Annotated in this window: 25 protein-coding genes; 4 read left to right on the top strand and 21 right to left on the bottom strand. The window is 67.0% G+C overall.

The window, feature by feature from the left end; all coding sequences use genetic code 11:
- The first annotated feature begins 40 nt into the window (after nucleotides 1-40).
- The gene (locus AC3A6P_RS21110) at nucleotides 41-790 is read left to right on the top strand and encodes a TVP38/TMEM64 family protein (protein WP_487693682.1); all 750 of its coding nucleotides are present in this window, start codon (nucleotides 41-43) and stop codon (nucleotides 788-790) included.
- Here the strand turns inward: AC3A6P_RS21110 and AC3A6P_RS21105 are convergent.
- The 3 genes from AC3A6P_RS21105 to AC3A6P_RS21095 are packed head-to-tail and all read right to left on the bottom strand — an operon-like array spanning nucleotide 780 to nucleotide 2,811.
- On the bottom strand, nucleotides 780-1,139 hold the full coding sequence (locus AC3A6P_RS21105) for a DoxX family protein (RefSeq protein WP_487693681.1): 360 nt from the start codon (nucleotides 1,137-1,139) through the stop codon (nucleotides 780-782). The two genes, AC3A6P_RS21110 and AC3A6P_RS21105, sit on opposite strands and share 11 nt — an antisense overlap.
- Entirely contained in the window at nucleotides 1,139-2,359 is a 1,221-nt protein-coding gene (locus tag AC3A6P_RS21100; protein WP_487693680.1) for an SPFH domain-containing protein, read from the bottom strand. The genes AC3A6P_RS21105 and AC3A6P_RS21100 overlap by 1 nt, the downstream gene beginning before the upstream one ends.
- Before the next feature lie 17 nt (nucleotides 2,360-2,376).
- Nucleotides 2,377-2,811, bottom strand: coding sequence for an NfeD family protein (locus AC3A6P_RS21095; RefSeq protein ID WP_487693679.1), 435 nt, complete (start codon nucleotides 2,809-2,811; stop codon nucleotides 2,377-2,379).
- A 147-nt stretch (nucleotides 2,812-2,958) separates the two neighbouring features.
- Here AC3A6P_RS21095 and AC3A6P_RS21090 point away from each other — a divergent pair, with 147 nt between their 5' ends.
- The gene (locus AC3A6P_RS21090) at nucleotides 2,959-3,840 is read left to right on the top strand and encodes a hypothetical protein (protein WP_487693678.1); all 882 of its coding nucleotides are present in this window, start codon (nucleotides 2,959-2,961) and stop codon (nucleotides 3,838-3,840) included.
- Here the strand turns inward: AC3A6P_RS21090 and AC3A6P_RS21085 are convergent.
- The 9 genes from AC3A6P_RS21085 to AC3A6P_RS21045 all read right to left on the bottom strand — a co-directional run bounded on the left by AC3A6P_RS21085 (nucleotide 3,806) and on the right by AC3A6P_RS21045 (nucleotide 12,707).
- Nucleotides 3,806-4,846, bottom strand: a complete 1,041-nt coding sequence (locus AC3A6P_RS21085) for a ferrochelatase (RefSeq protein ID WP_487693676.1) — start codon at nucleotides 4,844-4,846, stop codon at nucleotides 3,806-3,808. The two genes, AC3A6P_RS21090 and AC3A6P_RS21085, sit on opposite strands and share 35 nt — an antisense overlap.
- A 14-nt stretch (nucleotides 4,847-4,860) precedes the next feature.
- Entirely contained in the window at nucleotides 4,861-5,670 is an 810-nt protein-coding gene (inhA, locus tag AC3A6P_RS21080) for an NADH-dependent enoyl-ACP reductase InhA (RefSeq protein ID WP_487693675.1), read from the bottom strand.
- A 20-nt stretch (nucleotides 5,671-5,690) separates the two neighbouring features.
- A complete protein-coding gene (gene fabG1, locus AC3A6P_RS21075) occupies nucleotides 5,691-6,455 on the bottom strand; it encodes a 3-oxoacyl-ACP reductase FabG1 (RefSeq protein ID WP_487693674.1) in 765 nt (254 codons plus the stop codon).
- Nucleotides 6,456-6,499: 44 nt separating this feature from the next.
- Complete coding sequence (locus AC3A6P_RS21070; RefSeq protein WP_487693673.1) at nucleotides 6,500-7,507, bottom strand: VWA domain-containing protein; 1,008 nt, start codon at nucleotides 7,505-7,507, stop codon at nucleotides 6,500-6,502.
- 27 nt (nucleotides 7,508-7,534) lie between these two features.
- Complete coding sequence (locus AC3A6P_RS21065) at nucleotides 7,535-8,476, bottom strand: DUF58 domain-containing protein (RefSeq protein WP_487693671.1); 942 nt, start codon at nucleotides 8,474-8,476, stop codon at nucleotides 7,535-7,537.
- Nucleotides 8,473-9,636 carry a chaperone MoxR1 gene (gene moxR1, locus AC3A6P_RS21060; RefSeq protein ID WP_487693670.1) on the bottom strand — a complete coding sequence of 388 codons (1,164 nt, stop codon included), beginning with the start codon at nucleotides 9,634-9,636 and terminating at the stop codon, nucleotides 8,473-8,475. Before moxR1 ends, AC3A6P_RS21065 begins: the two co-directional genes overlap by 4 nt.
- Before the next feature lie 131 nt (nucleotides 9,637-9,767).
- Entirely contained in the window at nucleotides 9,768-10,472 is a 705-nt protein-coding gene (gene ripB / locus AC3A6P_RS21055; protein WP_487693669.1) for an NlpC/P60 family peptidoglycan endopeptidase RipB, read from the bottom strand.
- Nucleotides 10,473-10,499: 27 nt separating this feature from the next.
- Entirely contained in the window at nucleotides 10,500-11,912 is a 1,413-nt protein-coding gene (gene ripA / locus AC3A6P_RS21050; protein ID WP_487693668.1) for an NlpC/P60 family peptidoglycan endopeptidase RipA, read from the bottom strand.
- 216 nt (nucleotides 11,913-12,128) lie between these two features.
- Entirely contained in the window at nucleotides 12,129-12,707 is a 579-nt protein-coding gene (locus AC3A6P_RS21045; RefSeq protein WP_487693724.1) for an Rv1476 family membrane protein, read from the bottom strand.
- A gap of 209 nt (nucleotides 12,708-12,916) precedes the next feature.
- On the opposite strand from AC3A6P_RS21045, the gene AC3A6P_RS21040 reads away from it, so the two are divergent.
- Entirely contained in the window at nucleotides 12,917-15,724 is a 2,808-nt protein-coding gene (locus tag AC3A6P_RS21040; protein ID WP_487693666.1) for an aconitate hydratase, read from the top strand.
- Nucleotides 15,725-15,737: 13 nt separating this feature from the next.
- Complete coding sequence (locus tag AC3A6P_RS21035) at nucleotides 15,738-16,340, top strand: TetR/AcrR family transcriptional regulator (RefSeq protein ID WP_487693665.1); 603 nt, start codon at nucleotides 15,738-15,740, stop codon at nucleotides 16,338-16,340.
- A gap of 46 nt (nucleotides 16,341-16,386) precedes the next feature.
- Here AC3A6P_RS21035 and AC3A6P_RS21030 read toward each other — a convergent pair whose 3' ends face one another.
- From AC3A6P_RS21030 to sufC, 9 genes are all read right to left on the bottom strand, one after another.
- Nucleotides 16,387-16,578 carry a helix-turn-helix domain-containing protein gene (locus tag AC3A6P_RS21030; protein ID WP_487693664.1) on the bottom strand — a complete coding sequence of 64 codons (192 nt, stop codon included), beginning with the start codon at nucleotides 16,576-16,578 and terminating at the stop codon, nucleotides 16,387-16,389.
- A 108-nt stretch (nucleotides 16,579-16,686) separates the two neighbouring features.
- On the bottom strand, nucleotides 16,687-18,315 hold the full coding sequence (locus tag AC3A6P_RS21025; RefSeq protein ID WP_487693663.1) for an ABC-F family ATP-binding cassette domain-containing protein: 1,629 nt from the start codon (nucleotides 18,313-18,315) through the stop codon (nucleotides 16,687-16,689).
- A gap of 36 nt (nucleotides 18,316-18,351) precedes the next feature.
- Nucleotides 18,352-19,170, bottom strand: a complete 819-nt coding sequence (locus tag AC3A6P_RS21020) for an enoyl-CoA hydratase (protein ID WP_487693662.1) — start codon at nucleotides 19,168-19,170, stop codon at nucleotides 18,352-18,354.
- A gap of 40 nt (nucleotides 19,171-19,210) precedes the next feature.
- Nucleotides 19,211-19,576: a thioredoxin gene (gene trxA, locus AC3A6P_RS21015; protein ID WP_487693723.1), complete on the bottom strand. Its 366-nt coding sequence runs from the start codon at nucleotides 19,574-19,576 to the stop codon at nucleotides 19,211-19,213.
- A 58-nt stretch (nucleotides 19,577-19,634) separates the two neighbouring features.
- Nucleotides 19,635-21,287 (bottom strand): glycoside hydrolase family 16 protein, encoded by a 1,653-nt coding sequence (locus tag AC3A6P_RS21010; protein ID WP_487693661.1) that lies wholly within the window; start codon nucleotides 21,285-21,287, stop codon nucleotides 19,635-19,637.
- A 986-nt stretch (nucleotides 21,288-22,273) separates the two neighbouring features.
- Nucleotides 22,274-22,618, bottom strand: a complete 345-nt coding sequence (locus AC3A6P_RS21005) for a metal-sulfur cluster assembly factor (protein ID WP_487693659.1) — start codon at nucleotides 22,616-22,618, stop codon at nucleotides 22,274-22,276.
- Nucleotides 22,615-23,076 (bottom strand): Fe-S cluster assembly sulfur transfer protein SufU, encoded by a 462-nt coding sequence (gene sufU / locus AC3A6P_RS21000; protein WP_487693658.1) that lies wholly within the window; start codon nucleotides 23,074-23,076, stop codon nucleotides 22,615-22,617. The genes AC3A6P_RS21005 and sufU overlap by 4 nt, the downstream gene beginning before the upstream one ends.
- Complete coding sequence (locus AC3A6P_RS20995) at nucleotides 23,073-24,332, bottom strand: cysteine desulfurase (protein WP_487693656.1); 1,260 nt, start codon at nucleotides 24,330-24,332, stop codon at nucleotides 23,073-23,075. Before AC3A6P_RS20995 ends, sufU begins: the two co-directional genes overlap by 4 nt.
- Before the next feature lie 9 nt (nucleotides 24,333-24,341).
- On the bottom strand, nucleotides 24,342-25,109 hold the full coding sequence (gene sufC / locus AC3A6P_RS20990) for a Fe-S cluster assembly ATPase SufC (RefSeq protein ID WP_487693655.1): 768 nt from the start codon (nucleotides 25,107-25,109) through the stop codon (nucleotides 24,342-24,344).

The raw sequence follows: 25,109 nt of genomic DNA, 5'->3' as shown, positions 1-25,109 counted from the left end.
GTCCGCCGTTGTTCACTCGCAGCCCGTAATCTGGTTTGCCGTGGCCAAACCGAGTCTTCGCACGTTGCGCAGTGTGCGCTCCGCGGTCGTCGCGACGGCTCGTCAGATCCCCAGACGCCGATTGGTGATCACCGCAGTCGTCTGTGTGATTCTCGTCGCAGTCGCCGTGTTCGTCCCGTTCCCCACCGCCGTGCAGCTGCGCGACTGGGCCACCTCGGTGGGTCCCTGGTTTCCGCTGGCCTTCTTCGGCGCGCACGTCCTGGTGACCGTCTTCCCTTTCCCGCGTACCGCATTCACGCTGGCAGCCGGCCTGCTCTTCGGTCCGGCGCTGGGCGTCACGCTCGCCGTCACGGCCAGCACCATCAGCGCGCTGCTGGCCGTCCTGCTGGTACGCGCGGTCGGTTGGCAACTCAGCCGGCTGGTCAGCGATCCGCGCATCGATTCCCTCGACACGCGGCTGCGGCGGCGCGGCTGGCCGGCCATCCTGTCGCTGCGGATGATCCCCGCCGTGCCGTTTTCGGTGCTGAACTACGCCGCGGGCGCGTCCGCGGTGCGGCTACTCCCCTACACGCTAGCGACGCTGGTGGGCCTGCTGCCCGGGACGGTGGCCGTGGTGGTGCTCGGTGACGCCCTCACGGGCAGTGTGAATCCCCTCCTGGTGCTGGTGTCGCTGCTCACCGCGAGCCTGGGTGTGGCCGGACTGTATTACGAGACCCGCCAGCACCGCCGTGCTCGTCGCTCCGAGGTGGTTTCCCCGGACGACACACCGTCGCCGGCGGTCACCGGCTGAGTTGCGGTCCCTTCGCCGCCAGCATGGCGAACACGGCCAACAGGCTCGACGCCGCGGCGAAGTTGCGGCCGAAATCTCGCACCCGCACATGGGCCCCGACCGCCAGCGTGAAGTAGACCGTCAGCATCAGGGCTGTGAAACGGGCCAACGGCGGAAACCGCCACACCGACACCAGCCCCAGCGCCGAGGCGAACTTCACAACCGGGAAGATCCACCGGTATCTCGGTGGGAATTGCACATCGTCGAGGCACTCACCGACCAACCGCACCGGTTTGACGCACAGCACCGCATCACCGGCCTGCACCACGGCCAGCGCCGTGTACACCGGAGCCGAGGCGAACGCGGGCATCAGGGCGCCCGGTGCGACCCGCTGGGCGGTGCCTGCCGGTCGACGGGCTCCGTCATGTCCTGCGGGTAGTGCGCCTGCACCGACGGCGGAAATGTCGGGGCGGCGATCTCCGGTACCGGGGTGTCACGGGCGTCGGCCTCGGCTTTGGCGACCGCGCGGGCGATCTCGGGGTCGGTCTGGGTGGTGAACCAGTCCTTCACCTCTTCGGAGTCGTCCTCGGGCTTGCTGAGACCGTCCTCCACCGGCGACGGGGTGTAGCGGAACACCCCGTCCTCCCCGGGCGCACCGAGCATCTTGGTGAAACCCTGTAGCGCAGAACCGAAATCGCTGGGCACCACCCACACCTTGTTGGCCTCGCCCTTGGCCATCAGCGGCAGCGTCTGCAGGTACTGGTAGGCCAGCAGCTCCGGGGTGGGACGGCCGGCCTTGATGGCGGCAAAGGTCTTCTCGATGGCTTTCGCCTGACCCTGGGCCTGCAGATACTGCGCGGCACGTTCACCCTGGGCACGCAACATCCGGGACTGCCGGTCGGCTTCGGCGGCCAGGATCGCGGCCTGCTTGGCGCCCTCGGCGGCCAGGATCTGCGACTGTTTCTGGCCTTCGGCCTGCTTGATCGACGATTCCCGGACACCTTCTGCGGTCAGGATCATCGCGCGCTTCTCACGATCGGCCTTCATCTGCTTTTCCATCGACTCCTGCACCGACGGCGGCGGATCGATCGAACGCAGCTCCACCCGCGCCACCCGCAGGCCCCACTTGCCGGTGGCCTCGTCGAGCACTCCGCGCAGCGCCGCGTTGATCTGGTCGCGGGAGGTCAGCGTCTGTTCCAGGGTCATGCCACCGACCACATTGCGCAGTGTGGTGGTGGTGAGTTGTTCCACACCGACGATGTAGTTGCTGATCGCATAAACCGCGGCCTGCGGGTTGGTGACCTGGAAGTAGACCACCGTGTCGATGTTGAGCGTGAGGTTGTCCTCGGTGATCACCGGCTGCGGGGGAAACGACACCACCCGTTCCCGGAGATCGACCTTGGCGCGCACCCGGTCGATGAACGGCACCAGCAGGGTCAGTTGACCGCTGACGGTGCGGCTGTAGCGGCCCAGCCGTTCGATCACCGCCGCCTCCGCCTGCGGTACCAGCGCGACTGATTTGGCCACGATGATGACGGCCAGCAGGACCAGAACGGCCAGCAGGACCAGGCCGGCGATCGCACCGTCCATAGCGGATTCTCCTTAGGTCAGGCGTTTTTCCAGACGACCGCGGTGGCACCGTCGATGTGCATGACGGTCACGTGGTCGCCGGGTTCGTAGACATCGTGGTCGTTGAGCGGGCGCGCGGTCCAGATCTCGCCTTCCAGCTTGACCTGACCTTCGTGCTGACTCACCCGGTCGAGTACCAGGGCGGACTTGCCCTCGAGGGCCGCCATTCCGGACTCAAGTGGGGGGCCTGAGGTGAAGCGCTTGCGCAAAGCCGGCCGGACGAGCACCAGCAAGAGGACCGACACGACGAGGAACACCACCCCGTCGGCCCAGATCGGCCAGTCGAACACCGCGGCCGAGCCCGCCGCGGCCAGCGCACCACCACCGAGCATCAGCAGGAACAGGTCACCGGTCAGCGCTTCGGCACCGGCTAGCCCCAAGGCGACGATGAGCCAGATCAGGGCCGCAGGCATACCGCCAGCCTACTGTCTCCGCCCCGACTTGCCCCGAACCTTGCGCGCAGAGATTCAGAACCCGCAAACCGCGGCCGGGCCCCGGGCGCCGCGCCGTCGCCGCTGCGGCGGGCCACCTCCCCGGCGAGCTATTACACTGCGTGCATCATGTGGTGCCCTAGTGTTTCTCTGGCGTTGTGGGCCAATGCCTGGCTTGCCGGCAAGGCCGCGCCCGACGATGTCCTCGATGCGTTATCCCAATGGGCGCCAACACATTCAGTGACGGCCTATGATTCCGTGGCGGCCGCCGGCACCGGACTGCCCTGGCCGGATGTGAACGACGCGGGCGCGGTCTCGATGCTGCAGACACTGCGCACCGCCGCCGGTGTCCGGACGGTCCCGCAACCCTCGCTCAGCCTGGCGCTGCCGGTGCCGGGTGATGTGCGCGGACTGCCCGCCGGTACGACGTTCCAGCGCGACGCCCTGGAAGCCGGCGAGGCGGTGATCGTGACGTCCGAACGCGGCACCCCGGTGGGGCTGGTGCCCGATTTCGAGTACGACGACACCGATGACGTGTTCAATTTCGGTGGCGACGACGACGGTTTCGACGAGAGCGCCGAACCGCGCCGGCTGGCCTGGACCGTGTACTCGCTACCCGCCCCGCCCGTGGCGCAGTACATCGATCTGGGCGAAGCCGAATACGAGCTGCGCTCCGCGGTGCGGGCGGCGGCAGATGCCCTGTCGGCGCTGCGGGCCGGGGGCACCGGAGTCGACATCGAGGATCCCCGCGGCATGGTCGAACAGCTGCTGGAGGCCGACCGCCACCACAGCGCACCCGACCACGCGCCCACCCGGGCGCTGCGCGTGCTGGACAACGCCGCCCATGTGGACGCCATCATGACCGTCAGCGCCGGCCTGATGCCCATCTCGACACAGTCGTCGTCGGAGGTTCAGATCGCCAGTGACGCCCTGCGCCCGCTGGGGCAGGTGGTGCGGTCAGCGCGACTGGCTGCGGTCAGCGCGATCCTGCATTCGGCGTGGGAGCACTGACCGGTTCGCAGGCGGGTGTGCAGAACGCCCCGTCGACGCTGCAGCCGTAACCCGGAACCGGATCGGAGCCAACGACTCTGGAGGGCTCGCGGCCCTGCCGCAGTTCGTCGACCAGATCGATCACCAGCTCGGCGAAGCGTTTCTGCGCGTTGGGTGTGCTGGCCCGCGCCAGCGCGATCCCCGCCTCGTCGGCCTGCTCCTTGAGCTCGTTGTCGAGGTCCCAGATCACCTCGATGTGGTCGGCGACGAACCCCACCGGGCACACGATCACCGCCTTGACGCCGCGGGACACCAATGCCTCGAGGTGATCGCCCACATCGGGCTCCAGCCACGGCACCTGCGGCGGGCCCGAGCGTGACTGCCACACCAGATCGAACTCGTCATGACCTGCGGCGGCGGCCACCAGGCGGGAGGCGTATCCGACCTGACGCTCGTAGAGGTCGGGGCCACAGCGGGATGCCGCGCGCAGCGGAATCGAATGCGCGGTGAACACCAGCCGGGCCTGCCCGCGCAGCGACGCGGGCAGGGTGGTGGCGGCCTCGGTGATGGCGTCGGCGAACATCGCGACGAAGAGCGGGTGGTCGAAGTACTGGCGTAGCTTCACCAGCTCGGGTGCGGACTCCCCGGCGGCGGCCCGGGCCCGGGCGATGTCCTCCTGGTACTGCGCGCACCCCGAGTAGCCGCCCCAGGCCGAGGTGGCGAACACCGCGGCTCGCCGAACACCGTTGTCGCGCATGGCTGCAACAGTGTCCTCGGCGAACGGCTCCCAGTTCCGGTTGCCGAAGTACACGGGCAGGTCGGTGACGGTGCGCAGCTGCTCGATCAGCGCCCGGTTGATGCCGTTGATCGGTGAGACACCACCGAAGTGGTAGTAGTGCTCCGCGACGGCCTCCAGGCGCTCGCGCGGGATGCCGCGGCCCCGGGTGACGTTCTCCAGGAAGGGCATCACCTGCTCCGGGCCCTCTGGACCACCGAAGGACAGGAGCAGCAGCGCGTCGAAGTCCATTCTCGGGTCCGATGTCAAAGGAGCTGGGTGTGTGCGCCGCCGTCGGCGTAGACCACAGTGCCCGTGGTGGCCGGCAGCCAGTCGGACAGCAGGGCGCACACCGTCTTGGCGACCGGCGTCGGGTCCTTCATGTTCCACCCGATCGGCGCGCGCTGATCCCAGCCCTCTTCCAGCAGCTTCATCTGGTCACCCGCTTCGGCGCCCAGCGCACCGCCCACGATGGCACTCATGGCCAGCGTCCGGATGGGGCCTGCGGCAACAAGATTCGAGCGCACACCGACCTTGCCCGCCTCCCGGGCCACGAACCGGTTGACCGACTCCAGTGCGCTCTTGGCCACCGTCATCCAGTTGTAGGCCGGCATCGCCCTGGTGGGGTCGAAGTCCATGCCCACGATGCCACCACCGGGGTTCATGATCGGCAGCACGGCCTTGGCCAGGGAGGCATACGAGTACGCGGAGATGTGGATGCCCTTGGCGACGTCCTCGTACGGGGCGTCGAAGAACGGGTTGATACCCATCCCGGTCTGCGGCATGAAGCCGATGGAGTGCACCACACCGTCGAGCTTGTTGCCCTCACCGATCTCGGCGGTGACGCGGTCGGCCAGCGAGTCGAGGTGCTCCTGGTTCTGCACGTCCAGTTCGATCAGCGGCGCCGGTTTGGGCAGCCGGTCGGCGATGCGCCGGATCAACTTCATCCGGTCGAACCCGGTGAGCACCAGTTCGGCACCCGCTTCCTGGGCGACCTTGGCGATGTAGAACGCGATCGAGCTGTCGGTGATGATCCCCGTGACGAGGATCCGCTTGCCTTCCAGAAAACCTGTCATGTGAAAGTCCTTATCTTTCGTTAGTGGCCCATGCCCATGCCGCCGTCGACCGGGATCACCGCGCCGGCGATGTAGCTCGCGTCCTCGGACGCCAGGAAGCTGACCGCGCCGGCCACCTCCTCGGCCGTGCCGACCCGCTTCGCCGGGATGAACTCCAGCGCCCCGGCCTGGATCCGCTCGTCCAGCGAGCGGGTCATCTCAGTGTCGATGTAGCCGGGGGCGACGACATTGGCGGTGACACCGGCCTTGGACAGTTCGCGGGAGATCGAGCGGGCCATGCCGATCAGACCGGCCTTGGCGGCCGCGTAGTTGGCCTGGTTGCCGATACCCCACATGCCCGAGACGGAGCCGATGTAGATGATCCGGCCGAACCGCTTGCGCTGCATGCTGCGCGACGCCCGCTGCGTCACCCGGAACGCGCCGGTGAGGTTGGCGTTGATGACCTCTTGAAAACGCTCCTCGGTCATCCGCATGAGGAACGCGTCCTTGGAGATACCGGCGTTGGACACCAGCACCTCGACAGGTCCCTGGTGCTCCTCGACTTCGGTGAAGGCGCGGTCGACCGCGGCGTTGTCGGTGACATCACATTCGACGGCGAACAGACCTTCGGGGGCACCGGAGCCGCGGTGGGTCACCGCCACCTTGTGCCCGTCGGCGGCCAGCCGCTGCGCGATCGCCAGGCCGATACCGCGGTTACCGCCGGTCACCAGCACGGATCGGGAGACGAAGGCGGGTTTGCCACCCGCCGGCTGACTTTCTGCGTCGGTCACCGCGATTTCGGTCATGGCGTCAACTTAACGTGTGTCGGTTCCATCGCCGAAATCGACGGTCAGCCCGGCAGTCGGCGGTTGATCACCAGTGCCGCCACCGCCGCCAGCGCCAGCGCCAGCGCACCGAGTCGCAGCCAGCCGACGCTGGCGTCACCCTTGATGGTCTCGTAGCCGATCTGCTCCTGCAGCGAGGTGAACACCTCTTTGAGCTGCTCCAGGCTGGACGCGGTGTAGGCGCTACCGCCGGAGAGATCGGCGATCTTCTTGAGCATCTCGTCGTCGACGGGCACCGGCTGGCGCTGGTCGTTGATCTCGACGTAGCCGTAGGGCGTGCCGAACGACACCGTGGAGATCGGCACACCCTGATCCTTGGCGGTGCGCGCGGCGGTGTAGGCGCCCTTGGGATTGTCCGGGTTCGACGGCACCGTCTCCTTGCCGTCGGACATCAGCACCACCCGCGCCGGCGGCGGCTCGTCACCGCCGCCGATGACGGCGCCGACGGTGGCGATGGACTGCAACGCGGTGAAGATGCCTTCACCGGTGGCTGTCCGGTCGGCCAGCTGCAATTTGTCGATGGCGTTCTTGGTGGCCTCGCGATTGGTGGTCGGCGAGGTCAACACCGTGGCGGTGCCCGCATAGGCGATCAGGCCCAGGTTGATACCCGGGGTGAGCTGATCGGCGAACTGTTTGGCGGCTTCCTGCGCGGCGGCCAGGCGGCTGGGCGCGACGTCGGTGGCCCGCATCGACTGGGACACGTCGATCACCAGCATCACCACGGCGCGGTTGCGCGGGATCCGGACGTCATGGGTGGGGCCGGCCATCGCGATGGTCAGCAGCGTCAGCGACATGATCAGCGCGATCGCAGGAAGATGCCGCCAGCGGGTGGGCCGCTTGGGCGCCACCGTCTCCAGCAGTTCCATGTTGGCGAACCGCAGGACCCGCTTCTCCCGGGCTCGCTGCACCACGACGTAGAACGCGACCAACGCCGCGATCACGATGAAGAACAGGAAGAACCAGGGGTGTTCGAAGCCGGACAGCGACATCGGTCCCAGGAGCGGCAACGTCATGAGTGGTCAGTCATCTCGTTTCGTATGTCAGAGCCCGGCCAGGGCACCCCGCCGCCGTGACGCGACGAATCGGACGATGTCGGCGATCCAGTCGCGGTCGGTGCGCAGTGTCATCAGCGGTGCGCCGCAGCGCCGCATGGTGCGCGCCACCTCGGCGCGGTGCGCGGCGGCGGCCTTGCCGAAGTCGTCGCGCAACTGGGCATCGATGGTGAATTCGCGGGTCACCCCGGATTCGGTGTCCTGCAGGATGACGTCGCCCACGTCCGGCAACTCCACGTCGCGGGGGTCCAGCACCTCGACACCGAGCACCTCGTGCCGGGCCGCGATGGCCCGCAGCTGGCGCATCCAGTTGATCGGGCCCAGGAAGTCGCTGATCACCACCGCCATCCCGCGCCGCCGCTCGGGCCGGCGCAGTGCGTCGATGGCCGCCGACAGGTCCCCGCGGACCCCCTGGGGTGCGCGGGGTGCGGTGGCGATGGCCCGCAGCAGGCTCTGCTCGTGCTGGCGCCCGGACAGGGCGGGTACCCGGATGATGCTGTCGCCGTTGGCGATGATGGCGCCCAGCCGGTTGCCGCCACCGCTGTTGAGATAGGTGATGGCCGCCGCCGCGGCGACCGCCAGGTCACGTTTCTCACAGCCGGTGGTGCCGAAATCCAGGCTGGCCGACATGTCGATCACCAGCCAGGTCTCGAGTTCCCGGTCGGCGATCATCTGGCGGACGTGCGGATGGGTGGTGCGCGCGGTCACCGACCAGTCCATCCGGCGCACGTCGTCGCCGGGCTGGTACATCCGCGACTCCCCCGGCTCCGAACCCGGTCCGGGGATGAGGCCGAGGTGGTCACCGTGCAGCACACCGTCGAGCTTGCGCTTGACGGTGAGCTCCAGCGTGCGCAGTGCCGCAGCGAGTTTCGGGTCGCCGATCTCGCCGCGCTGGAACGACGGCGGTGCGGCGGGGTTCGGCTCGGTCACCGACTGTTGGCCGCCACGGACGGCTGCGCCCCGGCAGGAACCGCGTTCTGCCCCATGGGCGGTACCGAATGCCCTTGCTGCGGAACGGCATTGACCTGCGGCAGCGCCACGGTCTGCAGGATCCGGTTGATCACCGTCTCCGGCGAGATCTCGTCGGCCAGCGCGTCGTAGGTGAGCACCAGCCGGTGCCGCAGCACGTCGGGGATGACCTCGATGACGTCCTGCGGGATCACGTAGTCGCGGCCCCGTACCAGCGCCAGGGCGCGGGCGGCGGCGATGATGCCCAGCGAGGCACGCGGTGAGGCGCCGAACGCGATCCAGGATTTCACGTCACCGAGGCCGAACTGCTCGGGGTGGCGCGTGGCGGTGATGACCCGAACCACGTAGTCGACCAGCGCGTGGTGCACGAAGTTGTTGGCCGCCAGGTCCTGCAGGCGCAGCAGGTCACCGGGATTGAGGATGCCCTTCGGCGTGGGCGGGGTGATGCCCATCCGGTAGATGATCTCGCGCTCTTCCTCCGGCGACGGGTAGTCGACGTTGATCTTGAACAGGAAGCGGTCGCGCTGCGCCTCGGGCAGCGGGTACACACCTTCGTTCTCGATCGGGTTCTGCGTGGCCATCACCAGGAACGGCTTGGGCAGCGGGTAGGTCTTGCCGCCGATGGAGATCTTGCGCTCGGCCATGACCTCCAGCAACGCGGACTGCACCTTGGCCGGTGCGCGGTTGATCTCGTCGGCCAGCAGGAAGTTGACCACGACGGGGCCCAGTTCGATGTCGAACTCCTCGCGGCCCTGGCGGTAGATGCGGGTACCGATGATGTCGGTGGGCACCAGGTCGGGAGTGAACTGGATACGCGCGAAGGTGCCGCCCACCACTTTGGCGAAGGTCTCGACGGCCAGGGTCTTGGCGACACCGGGCACACCTTCGAGCAGCACGTGCCCCTTGGCGAGCAGGCCCACCAGGATGCGCTCCACCAGCTGGTCCTGGCCGACGATGATGCGCTTGACCTCGAAGATGGCGCGTTCGAGGGTGTGCACCTCGGCGGCCAGGCCGTTCGGAGCGGGCTGCCCCGAAGACACAGCACCACCGGACGGCGGGGCCGCATGAGCGCCGGGCGCACTTCCCGGCGTGTAGTTGGGCGACCCACCTGGTGACGTCATCGACAATCCTCCACAGCTGATACATGAAAACGGTGCTACCGGCGGCGGTGCCCTTCAGCGGGCGACCGCGCTCGCCTCAACTATTCCAGGCACTTCGGATTACGTCGACGTGCCCACCGGCAAGCGCGGGCTCAGGACTCGATGATGCGGGCCAGGTACGGCTGCAAACCGGCGGTGCGCAGCGGGCTGACCTTGACCTGCCCGGCACTGCCGGAGGACTCCAGCATCTGGCCGTTGCCCAGGAAGATCGCCACGTGCTGGCTGCCGCCGGGGCCCCAGAACAGCAGATCGCCGCGCTTGGCTTGTGACTGCGGCACCTTGCGTCCGGTGTTGTACTGGTCGCCGGAGTACTTGGGGATCAGCACCCCGACGCCGGCGAAGGCGAACTGGGTGAACCCCGAGCAGTCGAAGCCGACGGTGCCCGCGCCGGAGTCCACGCCGGTGCTCGGGCCGGTCGGCTTACCGCCGCCCCAGGAGTACGGCACGCCGATCTGGGTGGCGCCGCGGCGGATGACGTATTCGATGGCCTGGGGGCCGCGAACCCGGCCCGGAGCGACGCCGGCGGGTGCGTCGCTGGGCGCCAGGCCGAGCTTCTGCAGGAAGCTGCGCCCGAGGTTCATGGTGGCTTCGGTGGCCTGCGCCGTGACCGCCAGCGAGGCGTTGGCGATGGCCAGCGGGTCACCCGGGGCGCCGGCGCTGATCAGTTTGGGCAGCGTGGGATCCCACTGCCCCGGATCCGGCTCCGCCGCCGCGGGTGTGGCCGCACCCACTGCGAGCAGAATCGCCACCGCCGCGGCCAACACCGGGCGGAGAAAACGAAAGAGCCACTGGCGCATGCTTTTTGAACCCAATTCAGAAACCCATCAGTATTCGATGTAGCGGACGACGTGGGGCGTCATACCGCTCGTACGCACCGGGGAGATCTTCACGTGTGAGCCGGTGTAGGGCGCCTCGATCATCTGCCCGTTGCCCAGGTAGATCGTGACGTGCTGGCTGCCGCCGGGGCCGTAGAAGATGACGTCACCGCGGCGCATCTGCGACGACGGGATCTTGCGGCCCATGTTGTACTGCGAACCGGAGTAGTGCGGCAGCTTGATACCGACACCGGCGAAGGCGTGCAGCACCAGACCGGAGCAGTCGAATCCCACAGTGCCTGCGCCGGAATCGATTCCGCGGCTGGCGCCGGCGGCGTTACCGCCGCCCCAGGAGTACGGCACCCCGATCTGTTTCATGGCGCGCTGGATGACGTACTCCGAGGCCTGCCGGCCGTAGACGCGGGGAATGACACCACCGTTGGTGATGCCGGTGTCCGCGGGCTTGAGGATGCCGAGCTTCTCCAGGAAGCCGCGGCCCAGATCCGCGGTCACCTGCGCCGAGGTGGCGCCGATCTTGAGCACTTCGTTGATGATCGCGATGGGGTCACCCGAGACGAATGCGCTGGGCACCATCGGCAGCGTCATGTCCCACTGGCTGGCGTCACCGAACGGCGGCGGCGTGGCCCCGGCCGGTGCCCGGTCCCAGTCCGCCGACGGCGCAGCGGCATTGGCGGGCGCCGGGTTCGACGCGGCGGCCTGCGGGCGGATGACGGCCGCGCTGCCCGCCGGCGCCGCAGCGACCCGGGCCTCGGCGAGTTTGGCCTGGGCGGCGTCGCGCTGGGCCCCGAGTTGCTGGATCTCGGACTGCTGTTCGGCGAACTTCTTCTGCGCCGCGGTGAGCGCGGCCACCGCGTTGTCCTGGCTGGCCTGCGCCGCGCCTGCGGCCTCGTCGGCTTTCTGTTTGGCCGACCGGGCCAGCGACTCCTGGTTGAGCTGTTCGGCGCGGGCGCGCTGGAGGTCGGCCATCACCTTCTGCGAGCTGAGCGCGAGGGTGTGTTCGGTGCTGGCGTTGGCGATGATCTCACCGGGATCCAGGGCGGTCAGGTACGACGCCGACGGACCGTTGACGTACGACGCGACGGCGAACTCGTCGAACTTGCGCTGCGCGTCGGCGATGGCGGCGTCGGCATCCCGCACGCCCTGCTGCTTCAGGTCCAGATCATGTTGTGCCGCAGCGACGTTGTCGCGGGCGGCCTGGACGTCGAGGATGGCCTTGTTGACCCCCTCTTGTTCGCTCTGCACCGAGGCACCGAGATCTTGCAGTCGCTGATTGGCCTCGGCGACGTCGGCGATGAGAGCGGCCAGGCTGCTGGGGGCGGGCGGCTCCGCATGCGCCAGGCCGGGCGTGCCGAGCAGCAGCGCCAGTGTCAGCAATGGAGATGCGCCGTGGATGGGTCTCATGCGACTCACGTCTCCTCATGGCTCAACTCGACCGGATCACCCTGCCGCAACACAGCAATCACTAGTCACTCGAAGCACACCTACAACAATAGGTGCCTCCAGAACCGTACGTCACAATTGTCCCTGAAGAAACTTTCGTTACAAATTACAGGAATGTAATTAGCGCGCTGTTATCGAACAGTGACAATTCGAGTTCGCCATAAAGGCGATGAAAGCTCAGAAATCGCTGGTAGAAGCGGTTTCGTCGGCCAATGCACGCTTCCCCTTTACCTGAAGGATGCGCGTCACAACAACGGCCAGGAATACCGCGCCGGTGAGCCCAATCGTGAGGCCAGTCCAGGGAAAGTCCGGGGTATTCAACTGGCTCACGAAATTCTGCGAGGACTGCACCGGGTTGCCGGTCTTGGCGAGGTCCTCACCGGCTTCCAGGGTCACCCTGTCGTACTCGCTGCTGTAGGTCCCGGCGAAGGAGGGACTCAGCACCAGCACCGTCGATCCGGGGTTGGCCTGACCGACCTCGGTGGCGATATCGCGCAGGGGTGTATCGATGTGCGGGTTGCGGTCGATCACGACGATCTTGAGATCGATTCCGTCCTGTTCGGCCTCCCGGACCACCTGTAGCAGCCCGGGTTCATCGGCCGGCGGGGCGCTCACGCCGTCGCGGGCCACGTCGGCCTGAACGGCGGGCATGTCGACTTCGGGGGGGATGAAGGCGGGGATGGTGGGCGGGCTGACAAAAGTGGGGATGGGCCCGACGAATGGCAGCACCTGAGGACCTTGATCCCAACCCGACATGTGCGCGTCAACCTTTCTCAGGCGCCAACGTTCACCCGCACGGTACGCGACGGTCATTCAACCCGGTGGCATCACGCGCCCGCCGCGACCAGACTGAGACCCACAGCCACGCCGGGTCCGGATGGATTACAGGACAAGCGTACTGTTAGAGTTGCAGCCGATCGCCGGCACAGCCCGCCGGCGAGGAAATCGAAACGCCGGGAGTTGACGTGACCAGCAAGAATTCATTCGCAGCGCATGACACCCTTGAGGTCGGTGACAAGAAGTACGAGATCTACCGCCTCGACGCGGTACCCGGCACCGAGAAACTCCCCTACAGCCTGAAGGTCCTGGCCGAGAATCTGCTGCGCACCGAAGACGGCGCCAACATCACCAAAGAACACATCGAGGCCATCGCCAACTGGGACGCCGACGCCGACCCCAGCATCGAGATCCAGTTCACCCCCGCCCGCGTGATCATGCAGGACTTCACCGGGGTGCCCTGTGTCGTCGACCTGGCCACCATGCGCGAGGCGGTCTCCGCCCTGGGCGGTGACCCCGAGAAGGTGAACCCGCTGGCGCCCGCCGAACTGGTCATCGACCACTCGGTGATCCTGGACGTCTTCGGCCGCGCCGACGCCTTCGAGCGCAACGTCGAACTCGAATACCAGCGCAACGGCGAGCGCTACCAGTTCCTGCGCTGGGGCCAGGGCGCGTTCGACGACTTCAAGGTCGTCCCCCCGGGCACCGGCATCGTGCACCAGGTCAACATCGAGTACCTGGCCCGCACCGTGATGGTCCGTGACGGGGTGGCCTACCCCGACACCTGTGTGGGCACCGACAGTCACACCACGATGGTCAACGGCCTCGGCGTCCTGGGCTGGGGCGTCGGCGGTATCGAGGCCGAGGCCGCCATGCTGGGCCAGCCGGTCTCGATGCTCATCCCCCGCGTCGTCGGCTTCAAACTGACCGGCGAGATCAAGCCGGGCGTCACCGCCACCGACGTCGTGCTCACCGTCACCGACATGCTGCGCAAGCACGGTGTGGTCGGCAAGTTCGTCGAGTTCTACGGAGCCGGCGTGGCCGAGGTGCCGCTGGCCAACCGCGCCACCCTGGGCAACATGAGCCCCGAATTCGGTTCCACCGCAGCGATGTTCCCCATCGACGAGGAGACCATCAACTACCTGCGGCTGACCGGGCGCACCGACGAGCAGCTCGCGCTGGTCGAGGCCTACGCCAAGGAACAGGGCATGTGGCACGACCCGGAGAAGGAACCCGTCTTCTCCGAGTACCTCGAGCTCGACCTGTCCACCGTGGTGCCGTCCATCTCCGGGCCGAAGCGCCCGCAGGACCGCATCGAGCTGACCGACGCCAAGAACGCCTTCCGCAAGGACATCCACAACTACGTCGAGGAGCACCACCCGGCGCCCGAGACCAAGCTCGACGAAGCCATCGACGAGTCCTTCCCGGCCAGCGACTCCGCGTCGCTGTCGTTCGCCGACGACGGCGCCGTCGATGTCCGGCCCTCGGCAGCCAACGGGTCGGAGGGCCGGCCGAGCAAGCCGGTGACCGTGCGCTCCGACGAGCGCGGCGAATTCGTGCTCGACCACGGCGCGGTGGTGGTCGCGGGCATCACGTCCTGCACCAACACCTCCAACCCGACGGTCATGCTCGGCGCCGCGCTGCTGGCCAAGAAGGCCGTCGACAAGGGCCTGACCACCAAACCGTGGGTCAAGACCAACATGGCCCCGGGATCGCAGGTCGTCACCGACTACTACAACAAGGCCGGCCTGTGGCCGTACCTGGAGAAGCTCGGCTACTACCTGGGCGGCTACGGCTGCACCACCTGCATCGGCAACACCGGGCCGCTGGCCGACGAGATCTCCGCGGCCATCAACGACAACGACCTGTCGGTGACGGCCGTGCTGTCGGGCAACCGCAACTTCGAAGGCCGCATCTCCCCCGACGTCAAGATGAACTACCTGGCCTCGCCGCCGTTGGTGATCGCCTACGGTCTCGCCGGCACCATGGACTTCGACTTCGAGTCCGATCCGCTGGGCCAGGACACCGAGGGCAACGACGTCTTCCTGAAGGACATCTGGCCCTCGGCCCAAGAGATCCAGGAGACCATCGCCAGCTCGATCGACCGGAAGATGTTCACCGACAGCTACGCCGACGTGTTCAAGGGCGATGACCGCTGGCGCTCGCTGCCGACGCCGGAGGGCAACACCTTCGAGTGGGACGAGAACTCGACCTACGTGCGCAAGGCGCCGTACTTCGACGGCATGCCCGCCGAGCCGGAGCCCGTCTCCGATATCAAGGGCGCCAGAGTGCTTGCGTTGCTGGGAGATTCGGTGACCACCGACCACATCTCCCCGGCCGGCGCCATCAAGAAGGGCACCCCCGCCGCGCAGTACCTCGAAGAGCACGGTGTCGAGCCCAAGGATTTCAACTCGCTGGGGTCGCGTCGCGGCAACCACGAGGTGATGATCCGCGGCACCTTCGCCAACATCCGGCTGAAGAACCAATTGCTCGACGATGTGTCCGGCGGCTACACCCGCGACTTCACCCAGCCGGACGGCCCCCAGGCCTTCATCTACGACGCCTCGCAGAACTACCAGAAGCAAGGCATCCCGCTGGTGGTGCTGGGCGGCAAGGAGTACGGGTCCGGTTCGTCGCGCGACTGGGCGGCCAAGGGCACCACGCTGCTGGGTGTGCGCGCGGTGATCACCGAGTCGTTCGAGCGCATCCACCGGTCCAACCTGATCGGCATGGGAGTCATCCCGCTGCAGTTCCCCGCCGGCGAGTCGGCGGCCTCGCTGAAGCTGGACGGCACCGAGACCTTCGACATCGAGGGCATCACGGAGCTCAACAACGGCAAGACGCCCAAGACGGTGCACGTGACGGCCACCAAGGAGGACGGTTCGAAGGTGGAGTTCGACGCGGTGGTCCGCATCGACACCCCCGGTGAGGCCGACTACTACCGCAACGGCGGCATCTTGCAGTACGTGCTGCGCAACATGCTGAAGACCAGCTAGCCAGACGCCGTAGATGCCGAGAGTCAGCGAGGACCATCTGGCGGCTCGCCGCCGCCAGATCCTCGACGGCGCCAGGCGGTGCTTCGCCGAATTTGGTTACGACAAAGCGACGGTGCGCCGCCTGGAGCAGTCGATCGGGTTGTCACGGGGGGCGATCTTTCACCATTTCCGCGACAAGGATTCGTTGTTCTTCGAGCTGGCACGCGAAGACGCCGAACGGATGGCCGAGGTGGCCTCCCGCGAGGGGCTGATCCAGGTGATGCGGGACATGTTGGCCACTCCGGAGCAATTCGACTGGCTGGCAACACGTTTGGAGATCGCGCGCAAGTTACGGCACGATCCGGCATTCAACCGCGGCTGGGCGGAGCGGTCGCATGAGTTGTCGGCGGCAACCACCGACCGGCTGCGCCGCCAGACCGAGGCCGGTCGGGTACGCGACGACGTCCCCAGCGACGTGCTGCACGTGTACCTCGACCTGGTGCTCGACGGGCTGGTGGCGCGACTGGCTTCCGGCGAGGACCCGAAACGGCTGTCCGCCGTGCTCGACCTGGTGGAGGCCTCCGTGCGCCACGCCAGCCCGGGGGCGGTCGACGGAAACCGGGCATCGCTGGGATAAGTGTAGTTAGGGCACCCTCACCGCAAACTCCGGGTGAGGGCGCCCCTCAGCTCACCCGACTGCGATGGTTGGGCCCGCCGCGACTGCGCATCGTGGTACCCGACTCGACCAGCATGCTGTGGATGGATCCGTACGATCGCCCGGTGGTGGCCGCCAGCGCGCGAATGCTCGCGCCTTTCTCGTATTCGAACCGAAGCTCGTCCAACAGTTGCTCGCGTGCCTTGTCTGTCTTCCGCATCGACGCCTCCCCCAGTAGATCAGGACCCCGACGACAGCTACAGAGTAGGAACCGCGACGCCGGATGTGGGGAGAATCACCGAAAATGGTCGACCGAAACCAGCGTCTGTCAGGCTAGTTCGATCAGTTCCCGGTACTCCGCGGACCAGAAATCCTCCGTGCCGTCGGGAAGCAGCACCACCCGTTGGGGGTTGAGAGCCTCGGCGGCGCCCGGATCGTGGGTCACCAGCACCACCGCGCCGACGTAGCTGCGAAGCGCGTCGAGCACCTGTTCGCGCGAAGCCGGGTCCAGGTTGTTGGTGGGCTCGTCGAGCAGGAGCACATTCGCGGTGGAGGCGACCAGCCCCGCGAGTGCCAGCCGGGTCTTCTCACCGCCGGACAGCGTGCCTGCCGGCTGGTCGAGCTGCGGGCCGGTGAACATGAACGCACCCAGCAAACCGCGGAGGTCTTGTTCGCCGGTATCGGGCGCGGCGTGGCGGATGTTCTCCCACACCGAAGCCTGGTCATCGAGAGTGTCGTGCTCCTGGGCGAAGTACCCGATCTTGAGGCCGTGCCCAGGCTCCAGGCCGCCCGCATCGGAGGTCTCGACCCCGGCGAGCATCCGCAGCAGCGTCGTCTTGCCCGCACCGTTGAGCCCGAGAATGACCACCCGGGAACCACGGTCGATCGCCAGATCCACTCCGGTGAACACCTCGAGTGAACCGTAGTTCTTCGTCAGCCCCTTGGCCACCAACGGTGTGCGCCCGCACGGCGCAGGTGTCGGGAACTTGATCCGGGCCACCTTGTCGGCCACGCGCTCGTCGTCGAGCTCGGCGATCATCCGCTCGGCCCGACGCAGCATGTTCTGCGCCGCAACGGCTTTCGTGGCTTTGGCGCCCATCTTGGCAGCCTGTGCGCGCAGCGCGGATGCCTTCTTCTCGGCGTTGGCGCGTTCCCGGCGCCGGCGTTGTTCGTCGGTGGCACGCGCATCGAGGTACTTCTGCCAGCCCATGTTGTAGACATCGGCTTCTCCGCGCACCGCGTCCAGGAACCACACGCGGTTCACCACATCGGCCAGCAGGTCGACGTCGTGGCTGATCACGATCAGTCCCCCGGGATGGTTCTTGAGGAAGTCGCGCAGCCAGACGATCGAGTCGGCGTCGAGGTGGTTGGTGGGTTCGTCGAGCAGCAACGTGGTGGCGTTACCGGAACCCGAGTCCGAGGCAGCAAACAGGATGCGCGCCAGCTCGACGCGCCGGCGCTGACCGCCGGACAGGGTTCGCAGCGGCTGGGTGAGCACCCGGTCCGGCAGACCCAGGCTGGCACAGATGCGGCCGGCCTCACTCTCGGCGGCGTACCCGCCGAGTGCGGCGAAGCGTTCCTCCAGTTGCCCGTAGCGGCGCACCGCCTTGTCGCGGGCGGCGTCGTCGGCCACCTCGGCCATCAACACCTGTTGTTTTTCCAGGTCTGACATCAGCTGATCGAGACCACGGGCGGACAGCACGCGGTCCCGGGCCAGCACATCGAGGTCGCCCTCTTTGGGGTCCTGCGGCAGGTAACCGATCTCCCCGGTGCGGGTCACGGTGCCCGCATACGGCTCGCCCTCACCGGCGAGGATGCGCAGCGTGGTGGTCTTGCCCGCCCCGTTTCGCCCGACCAGCCCGATCCGGTCACCCGGTTGGACCCGCAGCGCGGGCCCGTCGGCGGCCAACAGCGTGCGTGCGCCGGCCCGAACCTCCAGGTCCGTTGCGGTGATCACCGGTCAAACTCCTCGTCGCTGATGACACCTGCGGTGTCATTTGTCGTCGGTGAAGACCGGTGGACGCTGCTCGGCGCGCGCCGCTACCGCTTCTTCGAAGTTGGAGGTGAGCAGGCGAACGTAGAGCTGGCCCAGGCCTTCTGCCTGCATGTGCCCCTCTAGGGTACCGGCGTCCAGCCCACTCCATAGCGTGCGTTTGGTCAACTCAATTCCGGGCCGCGAGAACCCGGCGATCCGCTCGGCCATCTCGTAACAGGTGTCCAGCAGCTGACCGTCGGCGACCTGGCGCGATACCAGGCCGATCCGCTCGGCTTCGCCGGCGTCGACATCGCGGCCGGTCAGCATGAGTTCGAAGGCGCGCGAAGTGCCGATCGCCCGCGGCAACAGATAGGACAAGCCCAGCTCACTGGCCGTCAGACCGTTGTTGATCCCGGCGGCCCGGAAATATGCCGCCGCCCCCGCGACCCGGATGTCGCAGGCCAGCGCCAGGCACAGACCGCCGCCGATGGCCGCACCGTTGACCGCGGCGATCACCGGCTGGTGCAGGCGGCGCAACCCCAGGATCACGTCGTCGAGCACCTGCATGGACCGCAGCGCGAAACCGGGCCGCGTCAGCCCGTCGACGTGCGGGACACTGCCGGCGGACTTGTGGTCGGCGCCGGAGGAAAACCCACGACCGGCTCCGGTCAGCACCACCGCACGCACGCTGTTGTCGTGGGTGAGGTCGTCGAGCACCCGCTTCAGCGGCACCATGACATCGAAGGCCATGGAATTCATCCGCTCGGGGCGGTTCAGCGTCACCAAGGCGACGTGGTCGCGGGGCCGCTCGACGAGGACGAAGCTGTCACTGCTCACGGGATGGCACGTTAGTGCGTGTCATCCCGTCAGGACCGTCTTATTCGGCGGGGGTGTTGCCCTGCGCCGCGATGGCGGCGTCGACGTCGAAGTCCTTCACCTGCTGGATCAGGTCCTCCAGCGCCGCGGGCGGCAGGGCACCGGCCTGGTTGAACACCAGCTTGCCCTTCTTGAACGCCATCAGCGTGGGAATGGACCGGATCTGCGCGGCCGCGGCGAGCTGCTGCTCGGCCTCGGTGTCGACCTTCGCGTAGACGACGTCCGGATGCTGCTCCGACGACTTGGCGAAAGTAGGCGCGAACGACCGGCACGGGCCGCACCACGACGCCCAGAAGTCGACCAACACGATGTCGTTGTCGTTGATGGTGTCGTTGAACTCTTCGGCTGTGATATCTCGAGTTGCCACGTCGAGTTCAACGCGGTGTGGCATGGGTGTGTTCCCCGCACCCGACAAACCGGTCGGATCAGAGCTGGTAGACCTTCACCCAATCGATCGTCATCTCCATCGGAAAAACCGAGGTACCGTCCGGATCGCCGGTCCACGGGTTGCCGACCGCGTTGTTGAGGATCAGATAGTGCGGCCAGGCGCCCGAGAACGGGGTCCAGTCGCCGCCCAGCGCCTCGTACTGCTGCTGGGTGATGCTGCCGACCTCCTGCCCGTCGACGTGCCAGATGATCCGGTCCGCGTACCAATCGATCCCGTACTCGTGGAATCCCTGGGACAGGTCGACACCCATGTCCGCGTCGTTGCCGTGCAGCTTCACGTCGACGGTGTTGTTGCCCGCGGCCGGCCCGTGGATGTTGCCGGTCCAGTGCCTGCTGCCGTCCACACCGCCGAACCCAGGCAGTTCCACGATGTCGATCTCACCCTGGCGGGGCCAGTCGAACTCGTGCCCGGGTTCCAAACCGACCGTCCAGAACGCCGGCAGGCTGCCCTGGGTGTAGGGCATCTGGATGCGGGCCACGATGCGCTGTCCCACCGAAACCGAGGTCTTGCCGTAGGTGACCAGGCGGGTTGACGTGTAGTTGTTAGGCGCGCCCAGGCCGTCCGGTGCGGTCTCCTGCCGGGTCACGATGACGACGTGTCCTTCGTCGTTGAGGTACACGTTGCCGAAGTCGGTGTAGTACTGGTTCTCCCCGGCGGACTGGCCCCAGCGGCCGGTCTGCACGCCCCAGTACTTCAGCGCTTCCTCGATGCTGGTGAAGTTGGTTTCCCACACCAGCGGAAGGTCGCCGCTGTCCGGCAACTCCGGCTGCTCCGGTTCCTGCGGCTGACCCGGTTCTTCGGGTTGCGCGGGCTGCTGGCCGTCCCGATAGATCTGCGTACGAACGGTGAACCACCACGACTCGATGAAGCCCGGAACGTTGATCGGCAACAGCCGCGCGCTGGCCGGCGGCGGCGCCAGGCCGATCCACGTCATGATGTCGACCAGGATGGTGCCCACCGTGACCCGGCCCGAAACCAGCGAACCCTCGCCGGCCGCGGGAGTGGCCGCCGTGGTGGTGGCCGCCAGCGACTGCGGTGCCGACGCGGCTGGTGCGGAAGGTGCGGCCTCCACCGGCGCCTCCGTGGGTTTGGCCTGCGGCTCGGCGTCGGTGCCGGGGGTGATCACCGAGTCGGCGCGGGTCTGGCCATGGTTCCTGTCGTTCTTCGAGACCGGTTGCACCACAACCACGTCGGCCTCGGGTTCCGTTTCCCCGCCGGATTCTGCGGGATCGCCGTCGTCGGATGACGGACTCTCCGACGTCGGGTCGGGCTCGGCTTCTTCGTCGTCGGCTACTTCATCGTCTGCTTCAGCGCCGTCTTCAGCTTCGTCGTCTGCAGCTTCTTCGTCTTCGGCCGCTTCGTCTTCTTCGGCCGCTTCGTTGTCTTCGGCCGCTTCGTCGTCTTCGTCAGCGTCGTCCTCGGCCCCCGCGCTGGTCCGGCCGGGCTTGTCGTCGTCGTTGGGGTCGTCGGGCTTGTCATCGCCCTTGTCAGACGGCGCATCGGCCGACGATGACAGTGACGACGACACCGACGATGTCCGGCCCGAGTCGGTGCCATCGCCGGTGGTGGCGGCTGCGATACCCGCGCCGGCACTCAACGCGGCACCCAGCCCCGCTGTCACCACTCCCACGCCAAGCCAATAAGTGCACGGCAGCGGTTGGCCACGACGGCCTTGCCTGCGCTTCTTCGCGTTTGTTGTGGCGCGCGACCGACCAGCCATTGCAGTCAACCTCTGTTCGCGGACTACTGCGCGCAACTTCGCCGCCGGCGCCTCCGGACAGCCATCAACCCAACCACCACAAAGAGTTCGCTGGATCGACTGCCCGTATCGCGCCGGCCGGACCAAGCTGACCGCAGTGACGGGTAGTAGGAATGTCTTTCAAATACCGGACCGGGCCGCCGTTGAACCGGTCCTGTAGCAGGTGGAGCCGTCGCCCCACGGTTGTTTCTCTCGCCGTTGCCAGCGAGCGATGCGCAAGCAGAAATGTATAGGAGATTTTGCAGGTACGTTAGTTAAAACTCAAAGTTCATTTGCTCGTCGCCCGCGTTGCCAGACCACGCCACGGCCTCGCCATTCAAGGATCAGGTCCATTGTGTCTGCCCCATTACGAATTCAGCAGATGCGGTTCCATTTGCAGAAAGGCGTTGACCGCGCACCAAAACTGCATCTCCTGAGCAGTTTGCCAAGCGCTTGCACAGCGCACTCGCGTACCCCGCCGGCGTTTGCCGGCGGTCCGCCGACATTCGTGCGGCCGCCACCTGAGATCGGCCACCACCGTTCTGGCCATTATGAATTCAACGCGAAGAGGCGATTGATGGCGAAGGACGAGGACACTCCGCAAATTTGCCACAGTCCGTGGTCTGCGTCGGCGGCCCAGTTACCCGCCTCGGGTGGGTTGAGCCTCGGTTTCCGCCGCTCACCAGCGAAGATGTTGGCTGGATTGTCGTCGGCAAGTACTACGAGCCGAGGCAGATCAAGCCAGCTCGCCCGCGTGCTGCGTTACCCGCCTGTGGCGTAGAGCAAACACTGCGGCGGCGTGTCGCACGACAATCAGGGAGCGTGTCGCAGCCGCGCGAAGTCTGCCGGGGCCTCGGCCCAGGACAGTTCGGGGTGGATCAGACGGTGAAGCCGAGGGCGCGCAGTTGCTCGCGGCCGTCCTCGGTGATCTTGTCCGGACCCCACGGCGGGTTCCACACCCAGTTGATCTTGATGTCGTTGACCAGGCCGGCACCCACCAGGGCGGTGCGGGACTGGTCCTCGATGACGTCGGTCAGCGGGCAGGCCGCAGACGTGAGCGTCATGTCGATCAACGCCACCCTGCCGGAATCGGCCTCTTCGACGTTCAAGCCGTAGACCAGACCCAGATCGACGACGTTGATACCGAGTTCGGGGTCCACGACGTCGCGCATCGCCTCTTCGACGTCCGCGAGGAGCTCATCGTTGATCGGGGTGTCGCTCACGTCATCTTCTCCTCTTCGCGATCACTGGCCTGCGCCAACGCGTCCTTGAAAGCCAACCAGCCGAGCAGGGCGCATTTCACCCGAGCCGGGTACTTGGCCACGCCGGCGAAGGCGATTCCGTCGCCCAGCACGTCCTCGTCACCGTCGATCTTGCCGCGTGACGAGACCATCTCGGAGAACGCCGCCACGGTCTTCAGCGCATCCCCCACCGTCTGGCCGATCACCTGATCGGTGAGCACCGACGTCGCCGCCTGGCTGATCGAACAGCCCTGCCCGTCATACGAGATGTCGGCGACATGTTCCCCGTCAGACGACAGCGCCACCCGCAGTGTCACCTCGTCACCACACGTCGGGTTGACGTGACGCACCTCCGCGCCGAACGGTTCACGCAGACCGCGGTGATGCGGGTGCTTGTAATGATCCAGGATCACTTCCTGGTACATCTGTTCCAGCCTCATGCGAAGAACTCAACCGCCCGCTTGATACCCGACACCAGCCGGTCCACCTCGTCGAGGGTGTTGTACACCGCAAAGGACGCGCGCGCGGTCGCGGCGATGCCGAAGCGCCGGTGCAGCGGCCATGCGCAGTGGTGACCCACCCGCACCGCGACACCGTCGTCGTCGAGCACCTGCCCGACGTCGTGCGCGTGGATGCCGTCGACCACGAACGCCACGGGCGAGCCGCGCAGCTCCCCCGTCTGGGGGCCGATGATCCGCACGCCGGGGATCCCGGCCAGTCCGTCCAGCGCCGCGGCCACCAGGGCCTCCTCGTGCGCTTCCACCGCACTCATGCCAATGGCGTCGAGATAGCGTGCGGCAGCGGCCAATCCGACCACCTGCGAGGTCATCGGCGTGCCGGCCTCGAAGCGCTGCGGCGCCGGAGCGTAGGTGGTGGCTTCCATGGTCACCGTCTCGATCATCGACCCGCCGGTGATGAACGGCGGCAGCGCGCCCAGCAGTTCGCGCCGTCCGTAGAGGACGCCGATCCCGTTGGGGCCGAGCATCTTGTGACCGGAGAACGCTGCGAAGTCCACGTCGAGGGCGTGGAAGTCCACCGGTTGGTGCGGCACCGACTGGCAGGCGTCGAGCAGGGTCAGCGCACCGACAGCCTTGGCCCGGGCCACCAGTTCGGCGACCGGGGCGATGGCGCCGGTGACATTGGAGTGGTGCGTGAAGGTGACCAGCTTGACGTTGCCGTCGAGCTCCAACGAGTCCAGGTCGATGCGCCCGTCGTCGGTCACCGAGTACCACTTCAGGGTGGCGCCGGTGCGCCGGGCCAACTCCTGCCACGGAATCAGATTGGCGTGGTGCTCGAGTTCGGTGGTGACGATGACGTCCCCGGGGCCGATGGCACGCTCGAACCTGTTGTCTCCCAACGCGTACGACACCAGGTTGATCGACTCGGTGGCGTTCTTGGTGAACACCAGCTCGTCGTCGTCGGCCCCGACGAACGCGGCGATGTCGGCGCGGCCCTGCTCGTAGGCATCGGTGGACTCCTCCATCAGCTGGTGGGCCCCGCGGTGCACCGCGCCGTTGGAGTTCAACAGGAACTCCCGCTCGGCGTCGAGCACCTGCAGGGGTCGCTGCGAGGTGGCACCCGAATCGAGGTACGCCAGCTGGTTCCCGCCCCGCATGACGCGAGACAGGATCGGGAAGTCGGCTCTGATCCTGCTGAGATCAGCCGCAGTCAGAGGCGTGCCGACCGACGTCGTCATGGTTGCCTCCTAGGCCCCGGCGGCAGCCTGGGTGAATCGCACGTAACCGCTGGCTTCGAGTTCGTCGGCCAGTTCCGGACCACCGGACTCGACGATCCGGCCGCCGACGAACACATGCACGAACTGCGGCTGGATGTAGCGCAGGATGCGGGTGTAGTGCGTGATCAGCAGGACGCCACCGTTTTCGGTTTCCTTGTAGCGGTTCACACCTTCGCTGACCACCCGCAGCGCGTCGACGTCCAGACCCGAGTCGGTTTCGTCGAGGATCGCGATCTTCGGCTTGAGCAGACCGAGCTGCAGGATCTCATGGCGCTTCTTCTCACCGCCGGAGAAACCCTCGTTGACGCTGCGCTCCCCGAAGGCGGCGTCGATGTCGAGGTCGCTCATGGCGCCCTTGACCTCTTTGACCCAGTGCCGCAGCTTGGGCGCCTCACCCCGCACCGCGGTGGCCGCGGTCCGCAGGAAGTTCGACATCGACACGCCGGGTACCTCAACGGGGTACTGCATCGCCAGGAACAGTCCGGCCCGCGCGCGCTCGTCGACGCTCATCTCCAGCACGTCCTCACCGTCGAGGGTGATCGACCCCGAGGTGACGGTGTACTTGGGATGGCCCGCGATGGCGTACGACAGGGTGGACTTGCCGGATCCGTTGGGGCCCATGACGGCATGGGTCTCACCGGATTTCACGGTGAGGTCGACGCCCTTGAGAATGGGCACCTCGTCGTTTTCCGGGGTGAAGACCGATGCGTGCAGGTCCTTGATTTCCAGAGTGGTCAT

The sequence above is a fragment of the Mycobacterium sp. Soil_C_30 genome (assembly GCF_057656995.1).
The sequence above is the reverse complement of the archived record's forward strand: the minus strand, read 5'-3'. Positions and strand labels throughout refer to the sequence as shown.

What these genes read in the sequence shown, in the direction of transcription:
- ripA (WP_487693668.1), bottom strand. Translation starts at nt 11,912, where the DNA reads ATGAGACCCATCCACGGCGCATCTCCATTGCTGACACTGGCGCTGCTG.
- AC3A6P_RS21095 (WP_487693679.1), bottom strand. Translation starts at nt 2,811, where the DNA reads ATGCCTGCGGCCCTGATCTGGCTCATCGTCGCCTTGGGGCTAGCCGGT.
- AC3A6P_RS21100 (WP_487693680.1), bottom strand. Translation starts at nt 2,359, where the DNA reads ATGGACGGTGCGATCGCCGGCCTGGTCCTGCTGGCCGTTCTGGTCCTG.
- sufC (WP_487693655.1), bottom strand. Translation starts at nt 25,109, where the DNA reads ATGACCACTCTGGAAATCAAGGACCTGCACGCATCGGTCTTCACCCCG.
- AC3A6P_RS21085 (WP_487693676.1), bottom strand. Translation starts at nt 4,846, where the DNA reads ATGGACTTCGACGCGCTGCTGCTCCTGTCCTTCGGTGGTCCAGAGGGC.
- fabG1 (WP_487693674.1), bottom strand. Translation starts at nt 6,455, where the DNA reads ATGACCGAAATCGCGGTGACCGACGCAGAAAGTCAGCCGGCGGGTGGC.
- sufU (WP_487693658.1), bottom strand. Translation starts at nt 23,076, where the DNA reads ATGAGGCTGGAACAGATGTACCAGGAAGTGATCCTGGATCATTACAAG.
- AC3A6P_RS21030 (WP_487693664.1), bottom strand. Translation starts at nt 16,578, where the DNA reads ATGCGGAAGACAGACAAGGCACGCGAGCAACTGTTGGACGAGCTTCGG.
- AC3A6P_RS21070 (WP_487693673.1), bottom strand. Translation starts at nt 7,507, where the DNA reads ATGACGTTGCCGCTCCTGGGACCGATGTCGCTGTCCGGCTTCGAACAC.
- moxR1 (WP_487693670.1), bottom strand. Translation starts at nt 9,636, where the DNA reads ATGACGTCACCAGGTGGGTCGCCCAACTACACGCCGGGAAGTGCGCCC.
- inhA (WP_487693675.1), bottom strand. Translation starts at nt 5,670, where the DNA reads ATGACAGGTTTTCTGGAAGGCAAGCGGATCCTCGTCACGGGGATCATC.
- ripB (WP_487693669.1), bottom strand. Translation starts at nt 10,472, where the DNA reads ATGCGCCAGTGGCTCTTTCGTTTTCTCCGCCCGGTGTTGGCCGCGGCG.
- AC3A6P_RS21045 (WP_487693724.1), bottom strand. Translation starts at nt 12,707, where the DNA reads ATGTCGGGTTGGGATCAAGGTCCTCAGGTGCTGCCATTCGTCGGGCCC.
- AC3A6P_RS21105 (WP_487693681.1), bottom strand. Translation starts at nt 1,139, where the DNA reads ATGCCCGCGTTCGCCTCGGCTCCGGTGTACACGGCGCTGGCCGTGGTG.
- AC3A6P_RS20995 (WP_487693656.1), bottom strand. Translation starts at nt 24,332, where the DNA reads ATGACGACGTCGGTCGGCACGCCTCTGACTGCGGCTGATCTCAGCAGG.
- AC3A6P_RS21090 (WP_487693678.1), top strand. Translation starts at nt 2,959, where the DNA reads ATGTGGTGCCCTAGTGTTTCTCTGGCGTTGTGGGCCAATGCCTGGCTT.
- AC3A6P_RS21035 (WP_487693665.1), top strand. Translation starts at nt 15,738, where the DNA reads ATGCCGAGAGTCAGCGAGGACCATCTGGCGGCTCGCCGCCGCCAGATC.